The sequence below is a fragment of the Streptomyces tamarix genome (assembly GCF_032423885.1).
Lineage (GTDB): Bacteria > Actinomycetota > Actinomycetes > Streptomycetales > Streptomycetaceae > Streptomyces > Streptomyces tamarix.
The window spans coordinates 169,909-191,644 of record NZ_JAWCTQ010000003.1 but is presented as its reverse complement, the minus strand read 5'-3'; the positions used below and the strand labels follow the sequence as shown (position 1 = coordinate 191,644).

General features: G+C 72.5%; 20 protein-coding genes. 14 read left to right on the top strand and 6 right to left on the bottom strand.

All coding sequences use genetic code 11. The features are described from left to right. Positions 1-56: 56 nt before the first annotated feature. The gene (locus RND61_RS04215) at positions 57-551 is read right to left on the bottom strand and encodes an Lrp/AsnC family transcriptional regulator (RefSeq protein WP_315876285.1); all 495 of its coding nucleotides are present in this window, start codon (positions 549-551) and stop codon (positions 57-59) included. A gap of 121 nt (positions 552-672) precedes the next feature. Between RND61_RS04215 and hppD the strand changes: the two genes are divergently transcribed. Then, entirely contained in the window at positions 673-1,818 is a 1,146-nt protein-coding gene (gene hppD, locus RND61_RS04210; RefSeq protein ID WP_315876284.1) for a 4-hydroxyphenylpyruvate dioxygenase, read from the top strand. Between the two features lie 199 nt (positions 1,819-2,017). Here the strand turns inward: hppD and RND61_RS04205 are convergent, their stop codons facing one another. Then, positions 2,018-3,415, bottom strand: a complete 1,398-nt coding sequence (locus RND61_RS04205) for a tetratricopeptide repeat protein (RefSeq protein ID WP_315876283.1) — start codon at positions 3,413-3,415, stop codon at positions 2,018-2,020. 98 nt (positions 3,416-3,513) lie between these two features. Between RND61_RS04205 and RND61_RS04200 the strand changes: the two genes are divergently transcribed. Continuing rightward, a complete protein-coding gene (locus tag RND61_RS04200) occupies positions 3,514-4,881 on the top strand; it encodes an FAD-binding oxidoreductase (protein ID WP_315876282.1) in 1,368 nt (455 codons plus the stop codon). 57 nt (positions 4,882-4,938) lie between these two features. Here RND61_RS04200 and RND61_RS04195 read toward each other — a convergent pair whose 3' ends face one another. Then, complete coding sequence (locus tag RND61_RS04195; protein ID WP_315876281.1) at positions 4,939-5,358, bottom strand: SsgA family sporulation/cell division regulator; 420 nt, start codon at positions 5,356-5,358, stop codon at positions 4,939-4,941. A gap of 236 nt (positions 5,359-5,594) precedes the next feature. Here RND61_RS04195 and RND61_RS04190 point away from each other — a divergent pair, with 236 nt between their 5' ends. The 4 genes from RND61_RS04190 to RND61_RS04175 all read left to right on the top strand — a co-directional run bounded on the left by RND61_RS04190 (position 5,595) and on the right by RND61_RS04175 (position 11,493). After that, on the top strand, positions 5,595-7,160 hold the full coding sequence (locus tag RND61_RS04190) for an RDD family protein (RefSeq protein ID WP_315876280.1): 1,566 nt from the start codon (positions 5,595-5,597) through the stop codon (positions 7,158-7,160). Between the two features lie 63 nt (positions 7,161-7,223). Continuing rightward, complete coding sequence (locus tag RND61_RS04185; protein WP_315876279.1) at positions 7,224-8,000, top strand: RDD family protein; 777 nt, start codon at positions 7,224-7,226, stop codon at positions 7,998-8,000. 620 nt (positions 8,001-8,620) lie between these two features. Further along, positions 8,621-11,065, top strand: coding sequence for an immune inhibitor A domain-containing protein (locus tag RND61_RS04180; RefSeq protein ID WP_315876278.1), 2,445 nt, complete (start codon positions 8,621-8,623; stop codon positions 11,063-11,065). Positions 11,066-11,187: 122 nt separating this feature from the next. Continuing rightward, positions 11,188-11,493 (top strand): hypothetical protein, encoded by a 306-nt coding sequence (locus RND61_RS04175; RefSeq protein ID WP_315876277.1) that lies wholly within the window; start codon positions 11,188-11,190, stop codon positions 11,491-11,493. Between the two features lie 199 nt (positions 11,494-11,692). Here RND61_RS04175 and RND61_RS04170 read toward each other — a convergent pair whose 3' ends face one another. Beyond that, complete coding sequence (locus RND61_RS04170; RefSeq protein ID WP_315876276.1) at positions 11,693-12,280, bottom strand: isochorismatase family protein; 588 nt, start codon at positions 12,278-12,280, stop codon at positions 11,693-11,695. Positions 12,281-12,542: 262 nt separating this feature from the next. After that, on the bottom strand, positions 12,543-13,877 hold the full coding sequence (locus RND61_RS04165) for a nicotinate phosphoribosyltransferase (protein ID WP_315876275.1): 1,335 nt from the start codon (positions 13,875-13,877) through the stop codon (positions 12,543-12,545). A 149-nt stretch (positions 13,878-14,026) separates the two neighbouring features. On the opposite strand from RND61_RS04165, the gene clpS reads away from it, so the two are divergent. From clpS to RND61_RS04125, 8 genes are all read left to right on the top strand, one after another. Then, positions 14,027-14,332 (top strand): ATP-dependent Clp protease adapter ClpS, encoded by a 306-nt coding sequence (gene clpS / locus RND61_RS04160; RefSeq protein WP_315876274.1) that lies wholly within the window; start codon positions 14,027-14,029, stop codon positions 14,330-14,332. Next, positions 14,332-14,916, top strand: coding sequence for a DUF2017 domain-containing protein (locus RND61_RS04155; protein WP_315876273.1), 585 nt, complete (start codon positions 14,332-14,334; stop codon positions 14,914-14,916). The genes clpS and RND61_RS04155 overlap by 1 nt, the downstream gene beginning before the upstream one ends. A 444-nt stretch (positions 14,917-15,360) precedes the next feature. Further along, positions 15,361-16,890, top strand: coding sequence for an alanine/glycine:cation symporter family protein (locus tag RND61_RS04150; protein WP_315876272.1), 1,530 nt, complete (start codon positions 15,361-15,363; stop codon positions 16,888-16,890). 338 nt (positions 16,891-17,228) lie between these two features. Beyond that, a complete protein-coding gene (locus RND61_RS04145; RefSeq protein ID WP_315876271.1) occupies positions 17,229-18,641 on the top strand; it encodes an amino acid permease in 1,413 nt (470 codons plus the stop codon). Positions 18,642-18,722: 81 nt separating this feature from the next. Further along, the gene (locus RND61_RS04140) at positions 18,723-19,145 is read left to right on the top strand and encodes a M67 family metallopeptidase (RefSeq protein ID WP_315876270.1); all 423 of its coding nucleotides are present in this window, start codon (positions 18,723-18,725) and stop codon (positions 19,143-19,145) included. Positions 19,146-19,265: 120 nt separating this feature from the next. Next, complete coding sequence (locus tag RND61_RS04135) at positions 19,266-19,382, top strand: putative leader peptide (protein WP_315876269.1); 117 nt, start codon at positions 19,266-19,268, stop codon at positions 19,380-19,382. A gap of 164 nt (positions 19,383-19,546) precedes the next feature. After that, complete coding sequence (locus RND61_RS04130) at positions 19,547-19,825, top strand: MoaD/ThiS family protein (RefSeq protein WP_315876268.1); 279 nt, start codon at positions 19,547-19,549, stop codon at positions 19,823-19,825. Next, positions 19,825-20,775, top strand: a complete 951-nt coding sequence (locus RND61_RS04125; protein ID WP_315876267.1) for a PLP-dependent cysteine synthase family protein — start codon at positions 19,825-19,827, stop codon at positions 20,773-20,775. The genes RND61_RS04130 and RND61_RS04125 overlap by 1 nt, the downstream gene beginning before the upstream one ends. Positions 20,776-21,195: 420 nt before the next feature. Here RND61_RS04125 and RND61_RS04120 read toward each other — a convergent pair whose 3' ends face one another. Continuing rightward, positions 21,196-21,705 (bottom strand): type II toxin-antitoxin system PemK/MazF family toxin, encoded by a 510-nt coding sequence (locus RND61_RS04120; RefSeq protein WP_315876266.1) that lies wholly within the window; start codon positions 21,703-21,705, stop codon positions 21,196-21,198. Positions 21,706-21,736: the final 31 nt, after the last annotated feature.

The window sequence follows — 21,736 nt, the reverse complement described above, 5'->3', positions numbered from 1 at the left end:
GTCACCCCCACCCCCCAACCCCCTACGCCCCGACCGTCACGCCGTCCCCCGCCCGGTCAGGCGCGCCGGGCCGGTGGCAGGTCCGTGTCCGTTGCCGCCTGCTCGACCAGCGGGATGATCCGCAGCGGTACCGGGTTCTCCATCACGATCGCCGTCGACGCGCGGACGATCCCGTCGAAGCCCACCACCCGGTCGATCACCCGCTGGAGGTCCGCGTTCGAGCGGGCCACCAGGCGGCACAGCATGTCGCCGTGGCCCGTCGTCGTGTGCAGCTCCAGCACTTCCGGCACGCCCGCCAGGTGCTCCCGGACGTCCGTGCCCTGCCCCTGCTTGATCTCCAGCGTCGCGAACGCCGTCACCGGGTACCCCAGCGCCGCCGGGTCCACTTCCGGTCCGAAGCCCCGGATCACGCCGTGCGCCTGCAGCCGGTCCAGGCGCGCCTGGACCGTGCCGCGCGCCACCCCCAGCCGCCGCGACGCCTCCAGCACTCCGATCCTCGGCTCCCGCGCGAGCAGGGCGATGAGCCTGCCGTCCAGATGATCGATCGCCACGGCTGCCTCCCGGTGGTCATCCTGTACAGAACGCCCCCTCATCCTGGAGCCCCGCTGTACACATTGACCAGAGGAAACGCAAAGTATTGCGCAGCTTGTGGAACGGAGGGAACCTGCCGCCATGACTGAGACCCTGCATGACACCCCCGACACCGCCCGGCAGGCCGACCCCTTCCCGGTGAAGGGCATGGACGCGGTCGTCTTCGCCGTCGGCAACGCCAAGCAGGCCGCGCACTACTACTCCACGGCCTTCGGCATGAAGCTCGTCGCGTACTCCGGACCGGAGAACGGCAGCCGCGAGACCGCCAGTTACGTGCTGACGAACGGCGCCGCCCGCTTCGTGCTGACCTCCGTCATCAAGCCGTCCACCGACCGGGGCCGCTTCCTCGCCGACCACGTCGCGGAGCACGGCGACGGCGTCATCGACCTCGCCATCGAGGTCCCCGACGCCCGCAAGGCGTACGCGTACGCGGTCGAGCACGGCGCCACCGGCGTCGAGGAGCCGTACGAGGTCAAGGACGAGCACGGCACCGTCGTCCTCGCCGCCATCGCCACGTACGGCAAGACCCGCCACACCCTGGTCGACCGCTCCGGCTACACCGGCCCGTACCTGCCCGGCTTCGTCGCCGCCTCCCCGATCGTCGAGCCGCCGGCCAAGCGCACCTTCCAGGCCATCGACCACTGCGTCGGCAACGTCGAACTCGGCAAGATGAACGAGTGGGTGGCCTTCTACAACAAGGTCATGGGCTTCACCAACATGAAGGAGTTCGTCGGCGACGACATCGCCACCGAGTACTCCGCCCTCATGTCGAAGGTCGTCGCGGACGGCACCCTCAAGGTGAAGTTCCCGATCAACGAGCCGGCGATCGCGAAGAAGAAGTCGCAGATCGACGAGTACCTGGAGTTCTACGGCGGCGCCGGCGTCCAGCACATCGCGCTCGCCACGAACGACATCGTCAGCACCGTGCGCACCATGCGCGCGGCCGGTGTGCAGTTCCTCGACACCCCCGACTCGTACTACGACACGCTCGGCGAGTGGGTCGGCGACACGCGCGTCCCGATCGAGACGCTGCGCGAGCTGAAGATCCTCGCCGACCGCGACGAGGACGGCTACCTGCTCCAGATCTTCACCAAGCCCGTCCAGGACCGCCCGACGGTCTTCTTCGAACTCATCGAGCGGCACGGCTCAATGGGCTTCGGCAAGGGCAACTTCAAGGCCCTGTTCGAGGCCATCGAGCGCGAGCAGGCCAAGCGCGGCAACCTGTAACGCCGCCCCGGTACGCGGCCCCGCGGACCCTGACCCGCGGGGCCGCCCGGCCGCGCCCCGGCCGCCCGCCGCCCCGTCATGTCCGGCGTCCCGGCCGCCCGCCGCCCCGGCTGCTCTCCGGCCGTCCGCCACCTCGGCCGCTCCCCGGCCGTCCACCGCCCCGGCCGCCCGCCGCCCCGGCCGCGCCCCGACCGCCCGCCTACCGCTCCGGCGGGGGGCCCGACGGCTCGCCCAGCTCCGCCAGCGCCCGCCGCGCCTCGGGCGCGTACAGCGGCGAGAAGCCCGGGTGGATCCGCAGCGCCTCCTCCAGGTGCCGCCGCGCCGCCCCGGTCCTGCCCAGCGCCCGCTCCACCTCGCCCCGGTGGTACGCGAACAGCGCGCTGCGCACCCCCCTTTCGGTCGCCGCCCGCGCGTACGGCAGCGCCTCCCCGGCCCTGTCCGCCTTCAGCAGCGCCCAGCCCAGGGCGTCCGCCACGTCGGCGGACCGGTGCCCGAGCCGCCACTTCGCGCGCAGCCGCGCCACCGCCCGTTCCGGATCGCCGTGGTCCGCCTCGTACCGGGCGCGGACGAGGGCCTGGTCCACGCCGTGCCCGGCCGCCTCCGCCGCCCGCGCCAGCGCCTCCCCGTACCGCTCGTGCGCCTCCGCGTCCCGGCCCAGCGCGGCGTACAGGTCACCGGCCTCCAGCGCGTACTCCGGCAGCGGGCGCGCCGCCAGCGCCGCCCCGTACGCCCGTACCGCCTCGTCCGTGCGCCCCAGCGCCGCCAGTGCCCGCGCCCGGCCCGCCAGCGACGGCGCGTCGCCGGGCGCCAGGCGCAGCGCGGCCCCGTACGGGGCGAGCGCCTCGCGCGGACGGCCCCGCTCCCACGCCAGGTCGCCCAGCAGCCGCAGGCACGCCGCCCGCTCGGCGGGCGTCCCGGCCCGCGCCACCGCGTCGTGCGCCAGGGCCGCCGCGTCCTCCCGCCAGCCCCGGTCCCGGTACAGCTCCGCAGCCCGGGTCAGTGCCGCCGGGCCCGCCGGGCGCAGCTTCCGCAGCCGCTCCAGTGCCTTCCCGGCCGCCGCGTCGTCGCCGAGGCCCCGGTACGCGTCGACCAGCAGGGCCTCCGCCCGCCACGTCCGCGGCTGCCGCCGGAGGGTCTCCTCCGCCCAGCGCCGCGCCGCCGCGAAGTCGCCCCGCGCCCGCGCCAGGGCGCCCATGCCGATCGCCGCGTCCGTGTTGCCCCGCGCGGCCGGGCGGACGTCCAGGGAGCGCCGCAGCGCCCGCTCCGCCTTCCGGTACGCCGCCGGGTCACCGGTCCGCGCACCGCGCTCCGCGTACGCCGCGCCCAGCACCGCCCACGACGCGTCGTCGCCCGGGTGCCGGCGCAGCCACGCCTCCCGGTCGCCGATCAGCGCCGCCAGCTCCGGCACCGTCGCCGAGGCCCCCGCCTCCACCGCCGCCGCGGCCCGCGCCACCGGACCCGGCGCGGGCCGCGCCCCGCCGCCCCGTGCGCCGCCGGGACCCGTCAGACCTTCGGCCGCGAACAGCGCGAGCGCCCCCGCCGCCACCACACCCGCCCAGGCGAGCAGCACCACCCGGGGGACCCGTTCCGTCCTCATGCCGCTCACTGTGCGCGCGGCCACCGGGCCGTCCCGGGTCGTCCACGGTCGGCACACGCCCGGTTCACACCGATGGCCCCGGGTGCCACGCTGGGATCATGGACGATCTGCTGCGCCGGCTGCGCGCCGGCCTCCCCGCCGAGGCCCTGATCACCGACCCGGACGTGACCCCCTCCTACGCCCGCGACATGGCGGGCTTCTGCCCCGCCGGCACCCCGGCCGTCGTCGTGCTGCCCCGGACCGTGGAGCAGGTCCAGCACGTGATGCGCACGGCCACCGAGCTGCGCGTGCCCGTCGTCCCGCAGGGCGCCCGCACCGGCCTGTCGGGGGCGGCCAACGCCACCGACGGCTGCATCGTGCTCTCCCTGGTCAAGATGGACCGGATCCTGGACATCAGCCCGGTCGACCGGACCGCCGTCGTCGAGCCGGGCGTCGTCAACGCCGTGCTGTCCCGGGCCGTCGCCGAGTACGGCCTGTACTACCCGCCCGACCCGTCCAGCTGGGAGACGTGCACCATCGGCGGCAACATCGGGACCGCGTCCGGCGGCCTGTGCTGCGTCAAGTACGGCGTCACGGCCGAGTACGTCCTCGGCCTGGACGTCGTCCTCGCCGACGGGCGGCTGCTGTCCACCGGCCGCCGCACCGCCAAGGGCGTCGCCGGGTACGACCTGACCCGGCTGTTCGTCGGCTCCGAGGGGAGCCTCGGCGTCGTCGTGCGCGCCGTGCTCGCCCTCAGGCCGAAGCCGCCCGTCCAGCTCGCCCTGGCCGCCGAGTTCGCGTCCACCGCGGACGCGTGCGCCGCCGTCTGCTCGATCATGGAACGCGGCCACACGCCCTCGTTGCTCGAACTGATGGACCGCACCACCGTCCAGGCGGTCAACCGCCTCGGCCACATGGGGCTGCCCGACACGACCGCCGCGCTGCTGCTGGCCGCGTTCGACACCCCGGACCCCACAGCCGACCTGGCCGCCGTGGGGGAGCTGTGCACCGCCGCCGGGGCCACCCAGGTCGTCCCCGCCGACGACCCCGCCGAGTCCGAGCTGCTCCTCCAGGCGCGCAGGATGTCCCTGCCCGCCCTGGAGACCGTCTCCACCGCCACGATGATCGACGACGTGTGCGTGCCCCGCTCCCGCCTCGCCGAGATGCTCGACGGCACGGCCGCCATCGCCGACGCGTACGGCCTGACCATCGGCGTCTGCGCCCACGCGGGCGACGGCAACACCCACCCCGTCGTGTGCTTCGACCACACCGACCCGGACGAGTCGCGGCGCGCCCGCGCGTCGTTCGACGCCATCATGGCCCTCGGCCTGGAGTTGGGCGGCACCATCACCGGCGAGCACGGCGTCGGCGTGCTCAAGAAAGAGTGGCTCGCCCGTGAACTCGGCCCCGTGGGGCTCGAACTCCAGCGCGGCATCAAACGGACCTTCGACCCCCTGAACATCCTCAACCCCGGCAAGCTCTTCTGACCGCCCACCGGGTCGGACCGCCCCGCCGGTACGCCCCGTCCCTCACGCCCGCGTCCCTCACGCCTCCGCCGAGAGCAGCGCGGCCAGCCCGTCGTCGATGCCGAGCCGCTCCGGCTCGGTCCCCGGCGCCACGGCCCGCAGCGTCCGCTCCAGCCACGCCGACACCTGCGGCGACGGTGCCTCCAGCAGCGCGTCGCCGTCCGGGGACGACAGCGCCATCAGCACGACCTCGCGCCCGTCCGCCTGCGACGGCCAGATCCGCACGTCCCCGCGGCCGCACGGCCGGAACACGCCCTCCACCAGCAGCTCGCGGGCGAACGTCCAGTACACCGGGTTCTCGGAGCCGATGTGGAAGACGACGTGGACGGCGTACGGGTCGTCCGTCCGGTACGTCAGCCGGGCCGGTACGGGCACGCTGTGGTCCGCGGACAGCACCAGTCTCATCTCCAGCTCCCGCTCCACCGTGGTCCGCTCCATGGTTCCTTCCTCCCTCTCGCCGGTTCGCGCGGGTCCGCCGCGGACCCGCCCGGAAGGAGGGAGCGGGTTCCCGCGTCGTCATTACGCGACTTCCACCAACGAATTTCTGTTACTTTGCGTGACGCATTAGTGACCGTATGGGGGTCCTCTGTCGCGGAGCGGCCCGGGGGCGTCCGGCGGTCTGATAGATGTGGTGCCCTGAATTGAGGCCCTCGAGGAGATACGGGACCACGGTGATGAGCGCCCCAACCCCGGCAACCGGCGACGGCAGCCCCGAAGCCGGGTACTACCCAGACCCCTCCATTCCTGGCTACATCCGGTACTGGAACGGTGCCGCCTGGGTGCCCGGTACGAGCCGCCCCGCGCCCGGGGAGGGCGAGGCCGCGCCGGTGCCGCCGGCCTCCGCCGCGCCCTCCCGGGTCCCGGCCCAGGCCCCCGCGCCGGTCCCGGCCGTCGAGGAGACCGGACCCGTCTTCCTGGACGAAGACCCCGGCATGGCGTCCGAGTCCGGCCCCGGCGCCGAACCGGAACGGGAAGCGGAAGGCGGCGCGGGGCCCGAGCCGGCGTCCGCGTGGCAGGCCGACATCTCCCGCCAGCGCGGTCTCGACGGCGGGCGGGACGTCGCGTGGGGCACGGTCGGCCGGTCGGACCCCCGGGTGCCGGCCGCCGCCGACCCGCCGGACGGCGCGCTGCCCGGCGTACGGCGGGGGGAGCCCGAGCCGCAGGCGCGGACCGGTCCCGAGGGCACGATGACCATGCGGGCACCCCGACCGGCGGCGCCCCGCACGCCGGACGTCCCGGCCCCGCACGGCCCGCAGGCCCAGCCCCAGGGGCCACAGGTCCAGCCCCGGGGCCCGCAGGCCCACGGCCCGCAGTCCCACAGCCCTCAGTCCCAGCACCAGGGCCCGCAGTCCCAGCCTCACGGTCCGCAGTCCCAGCCCCAAGGTCCGCAGGTCCAGTCCCAGGGCCCGCAGTCCCAGCACCAGGCGCACGTCCCGGCCCCGGCCGCCCGGTCGCAGCCCCACGAGCCCGGCCGGCCGCAGCCGTCCCCCGCGCACCAGGTCCCGCCACAGGCGCACGTCCCCGCCCCGGCGCCCGCGGCCCCCGCCCCGCCCGCCGCCCCGGTCACCGCCGGTCCCGGCGCCGCCGCCTCCTGGGCGCAGCAGGTCCACCAACTGGCCCAGCCGCAGCCCGGCCCCGTACCGCCGCAGGCGCAGCCCGGTCCCACCCTTCTGGGTGCGGACGCCGACCAGCCCGTGGTCCCGTGGAAGCCGCCGGTCAGCGACCCGTTCCTGCGCGCCGCCCAGGAGCGGGCCGCCGCGCGCCCGGCCGGGCTCGGCAGGAGGTTCGCCGCCCGGCTCGTCGACACGATCGTGCTCGGCGCGCTCGCCGGGGCGGCGGGCGCGCCGTTCGTGCTGAACGCCGTCGACCACATCCTCGGCAAGATCGAGCAGGCGGAACGGTCCGGCGAGACGGTCACGGTGTGGCTGGTGGACGGCACCACCTCCGTCCAGTTCGGGATCGCGCTCGGCATCCTGCTGGTGCTCGGCGTGGTGTACGAGGCGCTGCCGACCGCCAAGTGGGGGCGGACGCTCGGCAAGAAGCTGTGCGGGACCGAGGTGCGGGGCATCGAGTCGCACGAACCGCCGTCGTTCGGGGCGGCGCTGCGCCGCTGGCTGGTGTACGGGGTGCTCGGACTGGTCGGGATCGGCGTGCTCAACGTGGTGTGGTGCCTGTTCGACCGGCCGTGGCGGCAGTGCTGGCACGACAAGGCGGCCGGCACGTTCGTGGCGGGGCGCTGACCCCGTCCCCCGAACGGCACATGACCGGATGCGGGCGTCGGCGGCGCGGGATGCACTGCCCCCATGAGCAACGAACCGCCGGCGCCCGGCCCGCCCCCCGAGGACGATCCGTTCCGCAAACGCCCGCAGGAGCCCCCGGGGGCGCCGGGGTCCCCCGGGTCCCCGGGTTCCTCGGAGGGCGGCGGCGCCCCGCCGCCTCCGCCGCCCGGTGGCGCGGGCCCGTACCCGGGCGGCCCGTACGGCGGTGAACCCCCCGGCGGGGGCGGCCCCTACGGCGGAGGCCCGTACGGCGGAGACCCTTACGGGGGTGGCCCCTACGGCGGTGGCCCCTACGGCTACGGCGGCACCGACCCGCTCGGCGGGATGCCGCCGCTCGCCGACACCGCCAAGCGGGTCCTCGCGCGCATCGTCGACTGGCTCGTCATCGCCGTGCCGCTGGCGCTCATCGGCATCCCCTTCGGCGTCTACTCCCGGGTGAGCGACGAGTCCGCGAACCTCGGCGACGTGTGGGCGTCGGGCAGCGGCGGCGGTCAGTGGACGTTCCAGCTCCTGTCGATGCTGGCGTACGTCGCCTACGACACCCTCATGACGGCGAAGTGGAACGGTCAGACCCTCGGCAAGCGGATGACCGGAATCCGGGTCGCGATGCTCAACGACGGCAGCGTCCCGCCGACGAGCGCCGCGCTGATGCGGGCGCTCGTGCTGTGGCTGCCCGCGCTGATCTGCTGCGCCTGCCTGTGGCCGCTGCTGCTGCTCGTGTTGATCCTGGTGGACAAGCCGTACAAGCAAGGTCTCCACGACAAGGCGGCGAGAACCGTCGTGGTGTCAGCGGCGCGGTGACGGCCGCTGGTCCGGGGCGGCGGCGGGCGCCGGGGCCCCCGCGGCCCGGGCGCCCCCGCCCCGGTGGGCGCGCGGCGGCGCGGCGGGTGCCGCACCCGTGCCCGGCGCCGGGAGGACCGGACGGGCCGGGTGGGCCGGGGCGGCTTTGGCGTCGGCGCCCGTGCCCGACGGTGGGGGCGGGGTGACAACCGGGCGGACGGTGGCCGGGCGGACGGTGGCCGGGTGGGCGGCGGCCGGGCCGGGGGCGGGCTGTGCGGCGGTCGGACGCGGCATGACGGGTTCCGTCCTCGTGGTGGGGTGGGGGTCTCTCGCGGCGCGGTCGCACTGACCGACGACCCTACGACGCCGAACACTTGCTGAGAACCGGGCGTGAACGATCTCTCACGCACCGTGCCGATGCGTCAAGGGCGCACGGGATCACGCGCGCCGCGAGGGGATCGTTTCCCCTGTCCGGTATACGGATCGGAGTGTCCACATAGGGCACTTGGCCTGTGCAAGTCAAGACTGTCTTTTCTCGCGTAAGTCCGGTCGAATGTCGTCACTTGTGGCGCGACACCGCACGCGGATAATCACGTGACCTCCCATCCGCGTTGGCGGTTCGCAGGGGAGGAAACAAACAAGTGACCAGCAGACGACGGGCGTTCCGCACGTCCGCGGTGTTCGTGGCCCTGGCCGCGACCGCCGCCACCGCCGGAGCCCTCACCACGGCCCACGCCGACAACCGCCCGGAGACGGGCATCGAGCGCCACGACCCGGCGCCGGGCGGGGACCACGGCCACGCCCACGCCCACGACAAGGCCGCAGGGGTCGACCACGACCTCGAAGGCCCCTTCACCGAGCAGCAGCAGAAGCAGCGCGAGGCGGCGCTGGAGCAGGTCCTCGCCGGCGAGTCCAAGGTGGAGCGCCGCGGCGCCTCCCAGGTCGTCAAGCTCGACGACAAGAAGTACGTCGAGCTCGGCCGGGAGAAGACCGACAAGATCTTCACCATCCTCGTCGAGTTCGGCGACAAGGTCGACAACGAGACGCTCGTCGACCGCAAGGACGACGACACCGACGAGCTGAAGCCCAAGTACGGCGGCACGCCCGGCCCGCTGCACAACCAGATAGCGAAGCCGGACCGGTCGAAGGACAACTCCACCGCCTGGCAGGCCGACTACGACCGGGAGCACTTCCAGGACCTGTACTTCGGCACCGGCAAGGACGAGCGGGGCAACCAGAAGCACTCGCTGAAGACCTACTACGAGCGCACCTCGTCCGGCCGCTACTCGGTCGACGGCACCGTCTCGGACTGGGTCAAGGTCGAGTACAACGAGGCCCGTTACGGCTCCAACTACTGCGGCCAGACCAACTGCTCCAACGTCTGGGACGCCGTCCGCGACGGCGTGACCGCGTGGTCCGCCGACCAGAAGGCCAAGGGCAAGTCCGACGCCGAGATCAAGGCGATGCTGGCCGAGTACGACCAGTGGGACCGCTACGACTTCGACGGCGACGGCAACTTCAACGAGGCCGACGGCTACATCGACCACTTCCAGATCGTCCACGCGGGCGAGGACGAGTCGGCCGGCGGCGGCGCGGAGGGCACCAACGCCCTGTGGGCGCACCGCTGGTACGCGTACGGCACCGACGCCGGCAAGACCGGCCCGGCGAACAACAAGGCCGGCGGCGCGCAGATCGGCAACACCGGCATCTGGGTCGGCGACTACACGATGCAGCCGGAGAACGGCGGCCTCGGCGTCTTCGCCCACGAGTACGGCCACGACCTCGGCCTGCCGGACCTGTACGACACCTCCGGCCGCGCGGGCGCCGAGAACTCCACGGGCTTCTGGTCGCTGATGTCCTCCGGCTCCTGGCTGGGCACCGGCAAGGACTCGATCGGCGACATGCCGGGCGACATGACCGCCTGGGACAAGCTGCAGTTGGGCTGGCTGAACTACGAGAAGGCCAAGGCCGCCACCAAGTCCAGGCACACGCTGGGCGTCGCGGAGTACAACACGAAGAACCCGCAGGCGCTCATCGTCGAACTGCCGAAGAAGAAGGTCACCACCCCGGTCGTCAAGCCGGTCCAGGGCGCCACCCAGTGGTGGAGCAACATGGGTGACGACCTCAAGAACACCCTCACCCGCTCCGTCGACCTGACGGGCAAGGCCAAGGCCCAGCTGTCGCTCGACGGCTGGTGGGACATCGAGGCCGAGTACGACTACCTGTACGCCGAGGTCTCCACGGACGGCGGCGCGCAGTGGACCGCCCTCGACGGCACCGCGGACGGCGCCCCGATCACCAAGGACGCCAGCGGCGCCACGGCCCTGACCGGTGTCTCCGAGTCGTTCAAGAAGCTCGTGTACCCGCTCGACGCGTACGCCGGCAAGAAGATCGACATCCGCTTCCGCTACCAGACGGACGGCGGCGTGGCCCAGAAGGGCTTCGCGGCGGACAACATCGTCGTGACGGCCGACGGCGCCCCGCTCTTCGCGGACGACGCCGAGACCGCGGTCGCCGGCTGGACGTCGAAGGGCTTCTCCCGCATCGGCGAGGCGATCACCGACGAGTACCCGCAGTACTACATCGCGGAGAACCGCCAGTACGTCTCCTACGACGCGACCCTGGAGGTCGGCCCGTACAACTTCGGTTTCGGGGGCGACAAGGCGAGCTGGGTGGAGCACTACCCGTACCAGACCGGCCTGCTGATCTGGAAGTGGGACACCTCCCAGGCGGACAACAACACGGCCGTCCACCCCGGTGAGGGCCTCGTCCTCCCCATCGACGCCCACGCCAAGCCGCTGACCTGGGCCGACGGCACGCTGATGCGCAACCGCATCCAGTCCCACGACGCGCCGTTCAGCCGCTTCCGCACCGACCGCGTCACGCTGCACAACGCGGACGTCCCGCAGCGGATCGGCGGCCTGCCCGGCAACCCGGTCTTCGACGACCGCAAGGGCGTCTACTGGTTCGAGAGCAACCCGCGGGCCGGCGTCAAGGTAACTGACACCAACACCCGGATCGCGATCACCCAGCAGCCGCGCAACGGCCGGACGATCACCGTCCAGGTGGGTCCGTCGACCAGGTGATCTAGGAACCCGCAGGTCACAGCATGATCGGCCGTCGCCCTCTAGCGGGTGGCGGCCGATCGTGTTTAGGTGCAGCTGACCGCGTTCCTATTGACATACCTTTCGACGGGGGAACTTTCGACATGCCCGGTGGTGGTTTCTGCAAGTTGCCAGGCGGCAGCATGGTCGTCGCACTGGGCCTGCCCAACCCGGGCGGCGAGGGCGAGGTCCGCATCCTGGTCCACGCGGTGAACCGGCCCCGCGCGCTGACCCGGCTGCGCAACCTCGGCCTGCGCGTCTACCTGCGGGGCAACACCCACCCGCCGTCGCCCGACGAGATCACGGCCGTGCTGCACCACCCGGACGGGCTGCTGTGGCGGACGACGCCGAGCCGCGAGCAGGAGCTGTGGCGCCCGATACGGGCACTGCTGAGCCACGCGGGCCTCTGAGGCCACACGAGCCCCACCAGAAGCCCCACGGGCCCCTGTGGCCCCACACGAGCCCCGCCGGAAGCCCTACGGCCCCTGTAGGCCACGGCGCCCGCCAGAAGTCCCACAGGCCCCGGAAGCCCACGGCTCCCGCCGGAAGTCCCACGGGCCCCTGTGACCCCACAGCCCGCGCGGGCCGGTCAGGCGACCGGCTCACCGCTCAGACGACCGGCTTGCCGGTCAGCTCCACCCCGGCCGCGCGGAGCTCCTCCAGGGCCTTGTCGGTGGTCTCCTCGGAGACGCCCGCCGTGAGGTCGAGCAGCACGTGCGTGCGAAAGCCCTCCGCGACCGCGTCGAGGGCGGTGGCCCGCACGCAGTGGTCGGTCGCGATGCCCACGACGTCGACCTCCGTCACGTCGCGGGCCCGCAGCCAGTCCGCGAGGAGGACGCCGTTCTCGTCGGACCCCTCGAAGCCGCTGTACGCGGCCGTGTAGGCGCCCTTGTCGAACACGGCCTCGACGGCGCCGGAGGCGACGGCGGGCGCGAAGTTCGGGTGGAACCCGACGCCCTCGGTGCCCGCCACGCAGTGCGGCGGCCAGGAGCGGACGAAGTCGGGGCGCTCGGCGAAGTGGTCACCCGGGTCGACGTGGTGGTCGCGCGTCGCGACGACGTGCCGGTAGCCGACCCCCGCGGTCTCGCCGACCAGGTCCGTGATGGCGGCGGCGACGTCCGCGCCCCCCGCCACCGCGAGGCTGCCGCCCTCGCAGAAGTCGTTCTGAACGTCGACGACGATCAATGCGCGGTGCATGGCGGTTGTCCTCACGGTGGGGGGTGGTCGGTGGTCGGTGGTGGTGGGAGGGGATGTTTTCGAGCGTAGAGACTTCCTCCTCCCGGCGGGAGGGGGCGGGGCCGCTCACCGCCGGGCACGGAACACGCCCGCGCCCGGCGGAGCGGACCCCGGCGGCGCGGACCCCGGCACCCCGGAGCCGGACCGCGTCCCCGGAGCCGGACCCCGGCGCCCCGGAGCCGGGCCGCGCCTCCGGAGCCGGGCTGCGTCCCCGGAGGAGGGGCTACGGCGTCACGTACTCGGTGGGGAGCACGGGCTCGCCGCGCGAGAGCTGGACGGCCGACAGGGGCAGCCCCGCACGGGCGGCGATGTGCCGTTCCCGCGCCGCCTCCAGCGGCTCCCGGGCGACGACCTCCCCGGCCTTGACCAGCTGCCGCTGCAGCAGCCGCCCGGCCAGCTCCTCCGGTACGGCGCCGGTGCCGACCACCTCCGCCTCGGCGACGCCCTCGGCGTCCAGCCGCCGGGCCGCCCACTTGCGGCCGCCCACCGACATCTTGCCGCCCAGGGACCGCTTCGCGACGGGCCGCAGCGGGGCGGTGGGGTCCGCCGAGTCGGCGCGGGCGACCAGCTTGTAGACCATCGAGCCCGTCGGGTGCCCGCTGCCCGTCACGAGCTGCGTGCCGACGCCGTACGCGTCCACGGGCGCGGCGGCCAGCGAGGCGATGGCGTACTCGTCGAGGTCCGACGTGACGACGATCCGCGTGTCGCGGGCGCCCAGCTCGTCCAACTGCTGCCGCACCCGGTGCGCCACCAGCAGCAGGTCCCCGGAGTCGATGCGCACGGCGCCGAGCCCCGGCCCGGCCACCTCCACGGCGGTCCGCACGGCCTCGCCGACGTCGTACGTGTCGACCAGCAGCGTCGTGCCCCGCCCCAGCGCCTCCACCTGCACCCGGAACGCGTCGCGCTCGGTGTCGTGCAGCAGCGTGAAGGCGTGCGCGGACGTGCCGACGGTCGGGATGCCGTACCGGAACCCGGCGGCCAGGTCGGAGGTGGAGTCGAAGCCGCCCACGTACGCGGCGCGCGACGCGGCGACCGCGGCCAGCTCGTGGGTGCGCCGGGCGCCCATCTCGATCAGTCCGCGCCCGCCGGCCGCCGCCGACATCCGGGACGCGGCGGCGGCGATGGCGGAGTCGTGGTTGAGGATGGAGAGGATCACGGTCTCCAGCAGCACGCACTCGGCGAAGGAGCCCTCGACGCGGAGGATCGGCGAGCCGGGGAAGTACACCTCGCCCTCGGGGTAGCCCCAGATGTCCCCGCCGAAGCGGTACGCCGCCAGCCAGGCGAGCGTCGGCTCGTCGACGATGCCCCGCTCGCGCAGGAAGGCCAGCATGGCGTCGTCGAAGCGGAAGTTCTCCACGGCGTCCAGGACGCGGCCGGTGCCGGCCACGACGCCGTACCGGCGGCCCTCGGGGAGGCGCCGGGTGAAGACCTCGAAGACCGAGCGCCGGTCGGCGGTGCCGCCCCGCAGGGCTGCCTGGAGCATGGTCAGCTCGTACTGGTCGGTGAAGAGCGCGGTGGACGGCACAGCCACCGGAAGTCCTAGGTCCGCAGCGTTCATGCCAGGATCGTACCCCGAATACTCGTCAGAGTGACGATTTCTCGTCCGGGGCATTTCGGGGCCCCGGTGGGGGCGGTCGGACGGGCGCCGGCACGGAGTCCGCGGGTCCGTTTGTGCGGTGGCACACGGGCAGTGGCAGCATTGGGTGAGTGAGTGTTGCTCCCGTAGAGATCGAACGCACGGCCCCGGCGGAAGAGGGGCAGGCCGTCGTCGAACCCGACGTGCCGTGGGTGACGATCGTCCACAACGACCCGGTCAACCTCATGAGCTATGTGACGTACGTCTTCCAGACGTACTTCGGTTACTCCAAGGACAAGGCGCACAAGCTGATGCTCGACGTGCACCACAAGGGCCGGGCCGTGGTCTCCAGCGGCACCCGCGAGGAGATGGAGCGCGACGTGCAGGCGATGCACGGGTACGGGCTGTGGGCCACCCTCTCCCAGGACCGCGGCTGATGAGCGGTCACTTCGAGGCGCTGCCCGGCGGCGGCGCGACCGTGCCGCTGGACGCGGTCGAGGTCTCCATCCTGCGCTCGCTCGCCGTCCAGATGCTGGAGCTGATCGGCCCCGGCGACGAGCCCGCCCAGGGCGAGGACCCGCTCGCCGCGCTCTTCCAGGAGGGCCCCAGCGAGAAGCCGTCCGACCCGGCACTGGCCCGCCTCTTCCCCGACGCGTACGGGGACGGCGACGAGCAGCTGCGCGCCGCGTCCTCCGAGTTCCGCCGGTTCACCGAGAACGACCTGCGCACCCGCAAGCGCGAGGACGCCCTCGCCGTCGTCCGCAGCCTCGACGCGCTGGTCTCCGCCGGCGACGGGTCCGGCGGCGGCCGTCTGGAGCTCTCGCCCGAGGAGTGCCGCCGCTGGCTCGGCGCGCTCAACGACCTCCGCCTCACCATCGGGACGCGGCTGGAGGTCGCCGATGAGGACGAGAACGAGGACCTGTACCGGCTCCCGGACTCCGATCCGCGCAAGCCGATGGTGATGGCCTACCTGTGGCTGGGCGCCCTCCAGGAGACGCTCGTCGAGACGCTGATGTCGTAGGCACCGGCACGGTGGTGATCCGGCCCCGGGCCGCGCTGACGCGCGGTGACGACCGCAGGCCGGAGCCGTCTCCCCCTGCTGTTTTTCGGCCGAGGCGGCCGTCCGGTGTTCGAACATCGGATTCCACGTAACGATCGCGTCAACGGTCCTGCGCTTCTCTTCCCCTGGCCGGTTCGGACCGCCAGTGTGTGAGCCAGCTCACGCAACAGACGGTTAAGCACGTGGTAGAACTTCGCCACCCCTGCGGTGATCCACACCGTCGCCCGCGGGGGTTGTGGACCGATCCAGCCACTCACGTACGACATGTGTGACCCACGTCGTCCGAGTCCGCGGCCGACGGGGTGCACGCCGCCGGACCGGTACAACGGCGTTCGCTCGAACCCGTGCACCTCTGCTGCTGTGCCATGCCGCCCAGCAGACCCTCCTGCGCCTTGAGGTAGTCAGATGTCCCTGGACTCCATCACCACATCGATCGACGAAGCCGTCAGCGGCTTCTTCGAGCCCATAGCCACCCGGCTGGGCGAAATCGTCTTCTACACCCTCCCCGTCGCGGGGACTGAGCTTCCGCTCATCGTCGCCTGGCTCGTCGTGGCCGGCCTGGTCTTCACCGTCTGGTTCGGGCTCGTCCAGTTACGCAAGTTCAAGCTGGCCATCGACGTGGTGCGCGGCAAGTACGACGAGGAGGGGTCGGCCGGTGAGGTCAACCACTTCCAGGCGCTGACCGCCGCCGTCTCCGGCACGGTGGGACTGGGCAACATCGCCGGTGTGGCCGTCGCCGTCTCCATCGGCGGGCCCGGCGCCACCTTCTGGATGATCCTGTGCGGCCTGCTGGGCATGGCCACCAAGTTCGTCGAGGTCACCCTCGGCGTGAAGTACCGCGAGGTGCACGCCGACGGCACCGTCTCCGGCGGCCCGATGCACTACCTGCCCAAGGGCCTGGCCGACCGCTTCGGCGCCGGCGGCAAGAGGCTCGGCAAGGTCCTCGCGGTCCTGGCCTCCGCCATGGTCCTCTTCTTCAGCTTCTTCGGCGGCAACCTCTTCCAGGTCAACCAGTCCTACGCCCAGCTCGTCTCCGTCACCGGCGGCGAGGACGGCCTGATGGGCTCCTCCGCCGGCGCGCTGTTCTTCGGCGCCCTCGTCGCCGCGCTCGTCGGCATCGTGCTGATCGGTGGCATCCGCTCCATCGCCAACGTCACCAGCAGGCTCGTCCCGGCCATGGCCGGCATCTACATCGCCGCCTGCCTCGTCGTCATCCTGACCAACATCACGCACGTGCCGGCCGCCGTCTCGCAGATCATCGACGGCGCCTTCGACCCCGAGGGGGTCGCCGGTGGCGTCCTCGGCGCGCTGATCATCGGTTTCAAGCGGGCCGCGTTCTCCAACGAGGCCGGCATGGGCTCCGCCCCGATCGCCCACTCCGCGGTGAAGACCAACTACCCCGCCAGCGAGGGCCTGGTCGCCCTGCTGGAGCCGTTCATCGACACGGTCGTCATCTGCACCATGACCGCGCTGACCATCGTCATCGCCAACCCGGCCAGTTGGAACGAGGCCCGCCAGGGCGAGTCCATCGGCGGCGTCACGATCACCTCCGACGCCTTCGCGACCGCCATGCCCTGGTTCCCGTACATCCTCACCGTCGCGGTGATGCTGTTCGCCCTCTCCACCGTGCTCACCTGGGGCTACTACAGCCTCAAGGCGTGGACGTACCTCTTCGGCCGCAGCCGGACCAGCGAGATCCTCTGCAAGATCGTCTACACGCTGTTCACCGTCTCCGGTGCGCTGCTGACGCTGCAGACCCTGATCGACCTGGCCGACGTGGTGCTGTTCACGGTCGCCGTCATCAACATCATCGGCCTGTACCTCCTCGCCCCCGTCGTCAAGCGCGAGCTGAACTCCTTCCTGGAGTTCGTCCGCCGCCGCGACGCCGGCGCCGAGCCGGAGCAGCGAGAGAAGGAGCCGGTCGAATCCCCCTGACCGCTCCCCTCGGCGGGTGACCGCCCGCCCGCACGACCGACGCGCCCCCCGCACCGGACCCCGGTGCGGGGGGCGCGTTCGCTCAGCGGACGCTCAATTCCGTATAACGATCCGCTAAGAATAAGGTGCGCTTTTTGCCAAGCGATGGCTGATTTGTTGTGCTTTCCGGGTGATGCAGGTCACAGGACGCTTCGTCCCCTATGTGTACGACTGTGATACATCTGCACGACCGCCGGGAGCGCCACCCATGCTCCCGGGGGCGCCACGGCCGGCCGACCGCCGGCGGCACTCCAGCCATGTCCGGGGGGATCAGCGTGGAGAAAGGCGCACCGAAAACCATGACCTCTCTGAAGGTCGAGAACGACCACAGCGGCGACAGGGCCGTCGGCGAGGGCTACCAGCGGGGCCTCGGCGCCCGGCAGATCCAGATGATCGCCATCGGCGGTGCCATCGGCACCGGCCTGTTCCTCGGCGCGGGCAAGGCCATCTCCAAGGCCGGCCCGAGCCTGGTCCTGGCGTACGCGATCGCCGGCCTCGTCATCTTCTTCATCATGCGGGCCCTGGGCGAGCTGCTCATGTACCGCCCGGTGTCCGGCTCCTTCTCGGAGTACGCCCGCGAGTTCGTCGGCCCGTTCGCCGGTTTCGTCACCGGCTGGACGTACTGGCTGTTCTGGGTGGTCACCGGCATCACCGAGGTCACCGCGGCCGCCACGTACATGACGTACTGGTGGGACATCCCGCAGTGGATCTCGGCGCTCGTCTTCACCGTCGTGCTGTACGGCGCGAACCTGATCTCCGTGAAGCTCTTCGGCGAGCTGGAGTTCTGGTTCTCGATGGTCAAGGTCACCGCCATCGTCGGCATGATCCTGATCTGCGCCGGCATCCTCACGATCGGCTTCTCCGACGCCGGGGACACCGCGTCCGTCAGTCACCTGTGGGCCGACGGCGGCTTCTTCCCCCAGGGCATCGGCGGCACGGTGGCGACCCTGCAGATCGTGATGTTCGCCTTCCTGGCGGTCGAGCTCGTCGGCGTCACCGCCGGCGAGTCCAAGGACCCCGAGAAGACCCTGCCGAAGGCCATCAACACCGTCCCGTGGCGCATCGCCGTCTTCTACGTCGGCGCGCTGGTCATGATCCTGTCGGTCGTGCCGTGGACGCACTTCAAGCCGGGCGTCTCGCCGTTCGTCGCCGCCTTCGAGCAGATGGGCCTGGGCGTCGGCGCCGCGATCGTGAACTTCGTGGTGCTGACCGCCGCCCTGTCGTCCTGCAACTCCGGCATGTACTCCACCGGCCGCATGCTGCGCGACCTCGCCCTCAACGGGCAGGGCCCGCGCCTGTTCACCCGGCTGACGAAGACCGGCACGCCGCTGGTCGGCACCACCTTCTCGGCCTGCCTGATGCTCGTCGGCGTCTGGATCAACTACCAGTGGCCCGGCGAGGCGTTCGACAAGGTCGTCTCCTTCGCGACCATCTCCGGCATGTGGGCCTGGATTATGATCCTGGTCTCCCAGATCCGCTACCGTGCCAAGGCGGACCGCGGCGAGCTGCCGCAGTCGTCGTTCAAGGCCCCCGGAGCCCCCTTCACCAGTTGGTTCGCCCTGCTGTTCATCTTCGGCGTGATCGTGATGATGGGCGTCGACCCCGAGGCGCGGGTCTCCCTGTACTGCGCCCCGCTGTGGGCGCTGATCCTGGGCGTCTCGTACCTGGTGCTGAAGGCGCGCGACCCGGAGAACGCCGCGTTCAAGCGGTGACTTCCGGCCGGTTGTCCGGCATGTGGGCCCGTCCGTACCATCCCTCGGTACGGGCGGGCCCGTCTGCTTATCCTGATGCCCATGCTGACCATCACACGGGCCCTGTACGACCAGATCGTCGCGCACGCCCGCGCCGACCACCCGGACGAGGCCTGCGGCGTGGTCGCGGGACCGGCCGGCTCCGGACGCCCCGAGCGCTTCGTCCCGATGCTCAACGCCGCCCGCTCGCCCACGTTCTACGAGTTCGACTCCGGCGACCTGCTGAAGCTGTACCGCGAGATGGACGACCGCGACGAGGAGCCGGTCGTCATCTACCACTCGCACACGGCCACCGAGGCGTACCCGTCCCGCACCGACGTCTCGTACGCCAACGAGCCCCAGGCGCACTACGTCCTGGTCTCCACGGCCGACACCGACGGCGCCGGGCCCTTCCAGTTCCGGTCCTTCCGCATCCTGGACGGCGAGATCACCGAGGAAGAGGTCCAGGTCGTCGAGGCCTACTGAAGCGCACAGAACCGCGCCGACCTGCGGCTCACCGGGACGGGATCCGCATGCTGAGCGGATCCCGTCCGTCATGCGAGATCACACTCTGGTCGGGCGACCGGGAATCGATACGATGACCGCATGGTTTCCATCGACGTGAGCGAACAGACGCCGGGCCCCGTCCTGCTCGTCGCGCGGCTGCACGTCGACCTGTGCCGCCTCGCCAGCGCCATGTGTCCCCGCGGCGCCGCCGCCTGAAGCGGCGGCTCCCGCACACGACCCGCCTCCGCGCGCGCCGCGTCCCGCGACCGTCCCGCCCCGTCCCGGGCGCCCGGTACGTCCTGCCCCGTCTCCGCAGCCTCAGCGTCAGTCTCCAGCAGCCTTCAAGCCCTCAGCCTTCAGCCTTCACAGGAGTCCACATCATGGCCATCGAGGTCCGCATCCCGACCATCCTCCGCACCTACACCGACGGCGCCAAGGCCGTCGAGGGCAGCGGGGCGACCCTCGCCGAGCTGTTCGCCGACCTCGAGACCCGCCACGCGGGCATCCAGGACCGCATCGTGGACGGCGGCGAGCTCAGGCGCTTCGTCAACGTGTACCTGAACGACGAGGACGTGCGCTTCCTCGACGGCATCTCCACCAAGCTGTCGGACGGCGACAACGTCACGATCCTCCCCGCGGTCGCCGGCGGAATGCGCTGATGCGCTACGACAACCCCCTCGCCGCGGTCGGGAACACCCCGCTCGTCCGGCTGCCGCGGCTGTCCCCCTCGGAGGACGTGCGCATCTGGGCCAAGCTGGAGGACCGCAACCCCACCGGGTCCGTCAAGGACCGCCCCGCCCTGCACATGATCGAGCAGGCGGAGAAGAGCGGCCGTCTCGCGCCGGGCTGCACCATCCTGGAGCCCACCAGCGGCAACACGGGCATCTCGCTCGCGATGGCGGCCCGCCTCAAGGGCTACCGCATCGTCTGCGTGATGCCCGAGAACACCTCCCAGGAGCGGCGCGACCTGCTCGCCATGTGGGGCGCCGAGATCGTCTCGTCGCCCGCGGCGGGCGGCTCCAACACCGCGGTGCGCGTCGCCAAGGAACTGTCCGAGCAGAACCCGGACTGGGTGATGCTCTACCAGTACGGCAACCCGGACAACGCCGCCGCGCACTACGAGACGACCGGCCCGGAGATCCTCGCCGACCTCCCGTCGATCACCCACTTCGTCGCCGGACTCGGCACGACCGGCACCCTCATGGGCGTCGGCCGCTACCTGCGCGAGCACAAGCCCGACGTGAGGATCGTCGCCGCGGAGCCGCGCTACGACGACCTGGTGTACGGGTTGCGCAACCTCGACGAGGGCTTCGTCCCCGAGCTGTACGACGCGTCCGTCCTCACGACCCGCTTCTCGGTCGGCTCGGCCGACGCGGTGACCCGTACGCGAGAACTCCTCCAGCAGGAGGGCATCTTCGCGGGCGTGTCGACGGGAGCGGCCCTGCACGCCGCGATCGGCGTCGGCCGGAAGGCCGTGAAGGCGGGCGAGTCCGCGGACATCGTCTTCGTCGTCGCCGACGGCGGCTGGAAGTACCTGTCGACGGGCGTCTACACGGCGCCCACCACCGAAGCGGCGATCGAGACCCTCCAGGGCCAGCTCTGGGCCTGACCGCCGACCCGGCCGGGCGCCCTTCCGGGCACCCGGCCCCCGGGCGGTCGCCCGGAGGGGGCACCCGTCCTCCAGGCGCTTGACCACCGGGCGGTCACTCGACCATCGGGCGGTCGCTCGCCCTCTGGGTGGTCGCTCGGTCATCGGCTGCTCGTCCGCCGGGCGGGGCGCTTGGTCTTCGGGTGGTCGACCACCCGGCGATCGCTCGCCCTTTGGGCGGTCGCTCGGTCACCGGCTACTCGTCCACTGGGCGGGCATCCGCCCCTCGGGTGGCCACTCGCCCACCGGACGGGCGCCCGGCCTCCGGGTAGTAACTCGCCCCTTGGGTGGTCGCTCGCCCCCCTCCGGGGTGGTCGCTCGGCCACTGGCTACTCGGCCTCCGGAGAATCGCTGGGTCACTGGCCACTCGCCCCCGGGCGGTCATTCGGTCGCCAGGTGCCGCACCCGGTCCCAGACCAGCGGGTCGACCGCGCCCACCCGCCGCCTGAACTCCCACAGCGCCACCTCCCGCAGCTCCCCGGTCTCCAGGAAGCTCGCCCGCCCCCGCGCGTCGCCCACGGACCCCGGTGGCAGCGCGATCACCCCGGCCCGCTCCTCCCGGTACTTGCTGGTGATCTTCGCGACGAGCGCCGAGTCGCCCCGTACCGCCAGCACCAGGCACGGCCGGTCCTTCGACCCCGGCCCGTCCTCGAACGGCACGCCGGCCCACCAGATGTCGCCCGGTTCCGGCCGCCGCGCGGGCGCGGCCCGCGGCCCGGCGGGCCGCCGCACCGGCGGCCGGCCGGGAGGCCGCGTCCGCCCGCCGGGCCCCCGCCCGGCAGGCCCCCGGCCACCGGGACGGCGCCCGCCGCGCCCCCGCCCGTCGGCCACCGCAGCGACGAGCGCGACCACCACGACGGCGACGAGCGCCGGCCACCAGGACGTGTCCATACCCCCGGACGTTACCGGCCCGCGCCGCCCC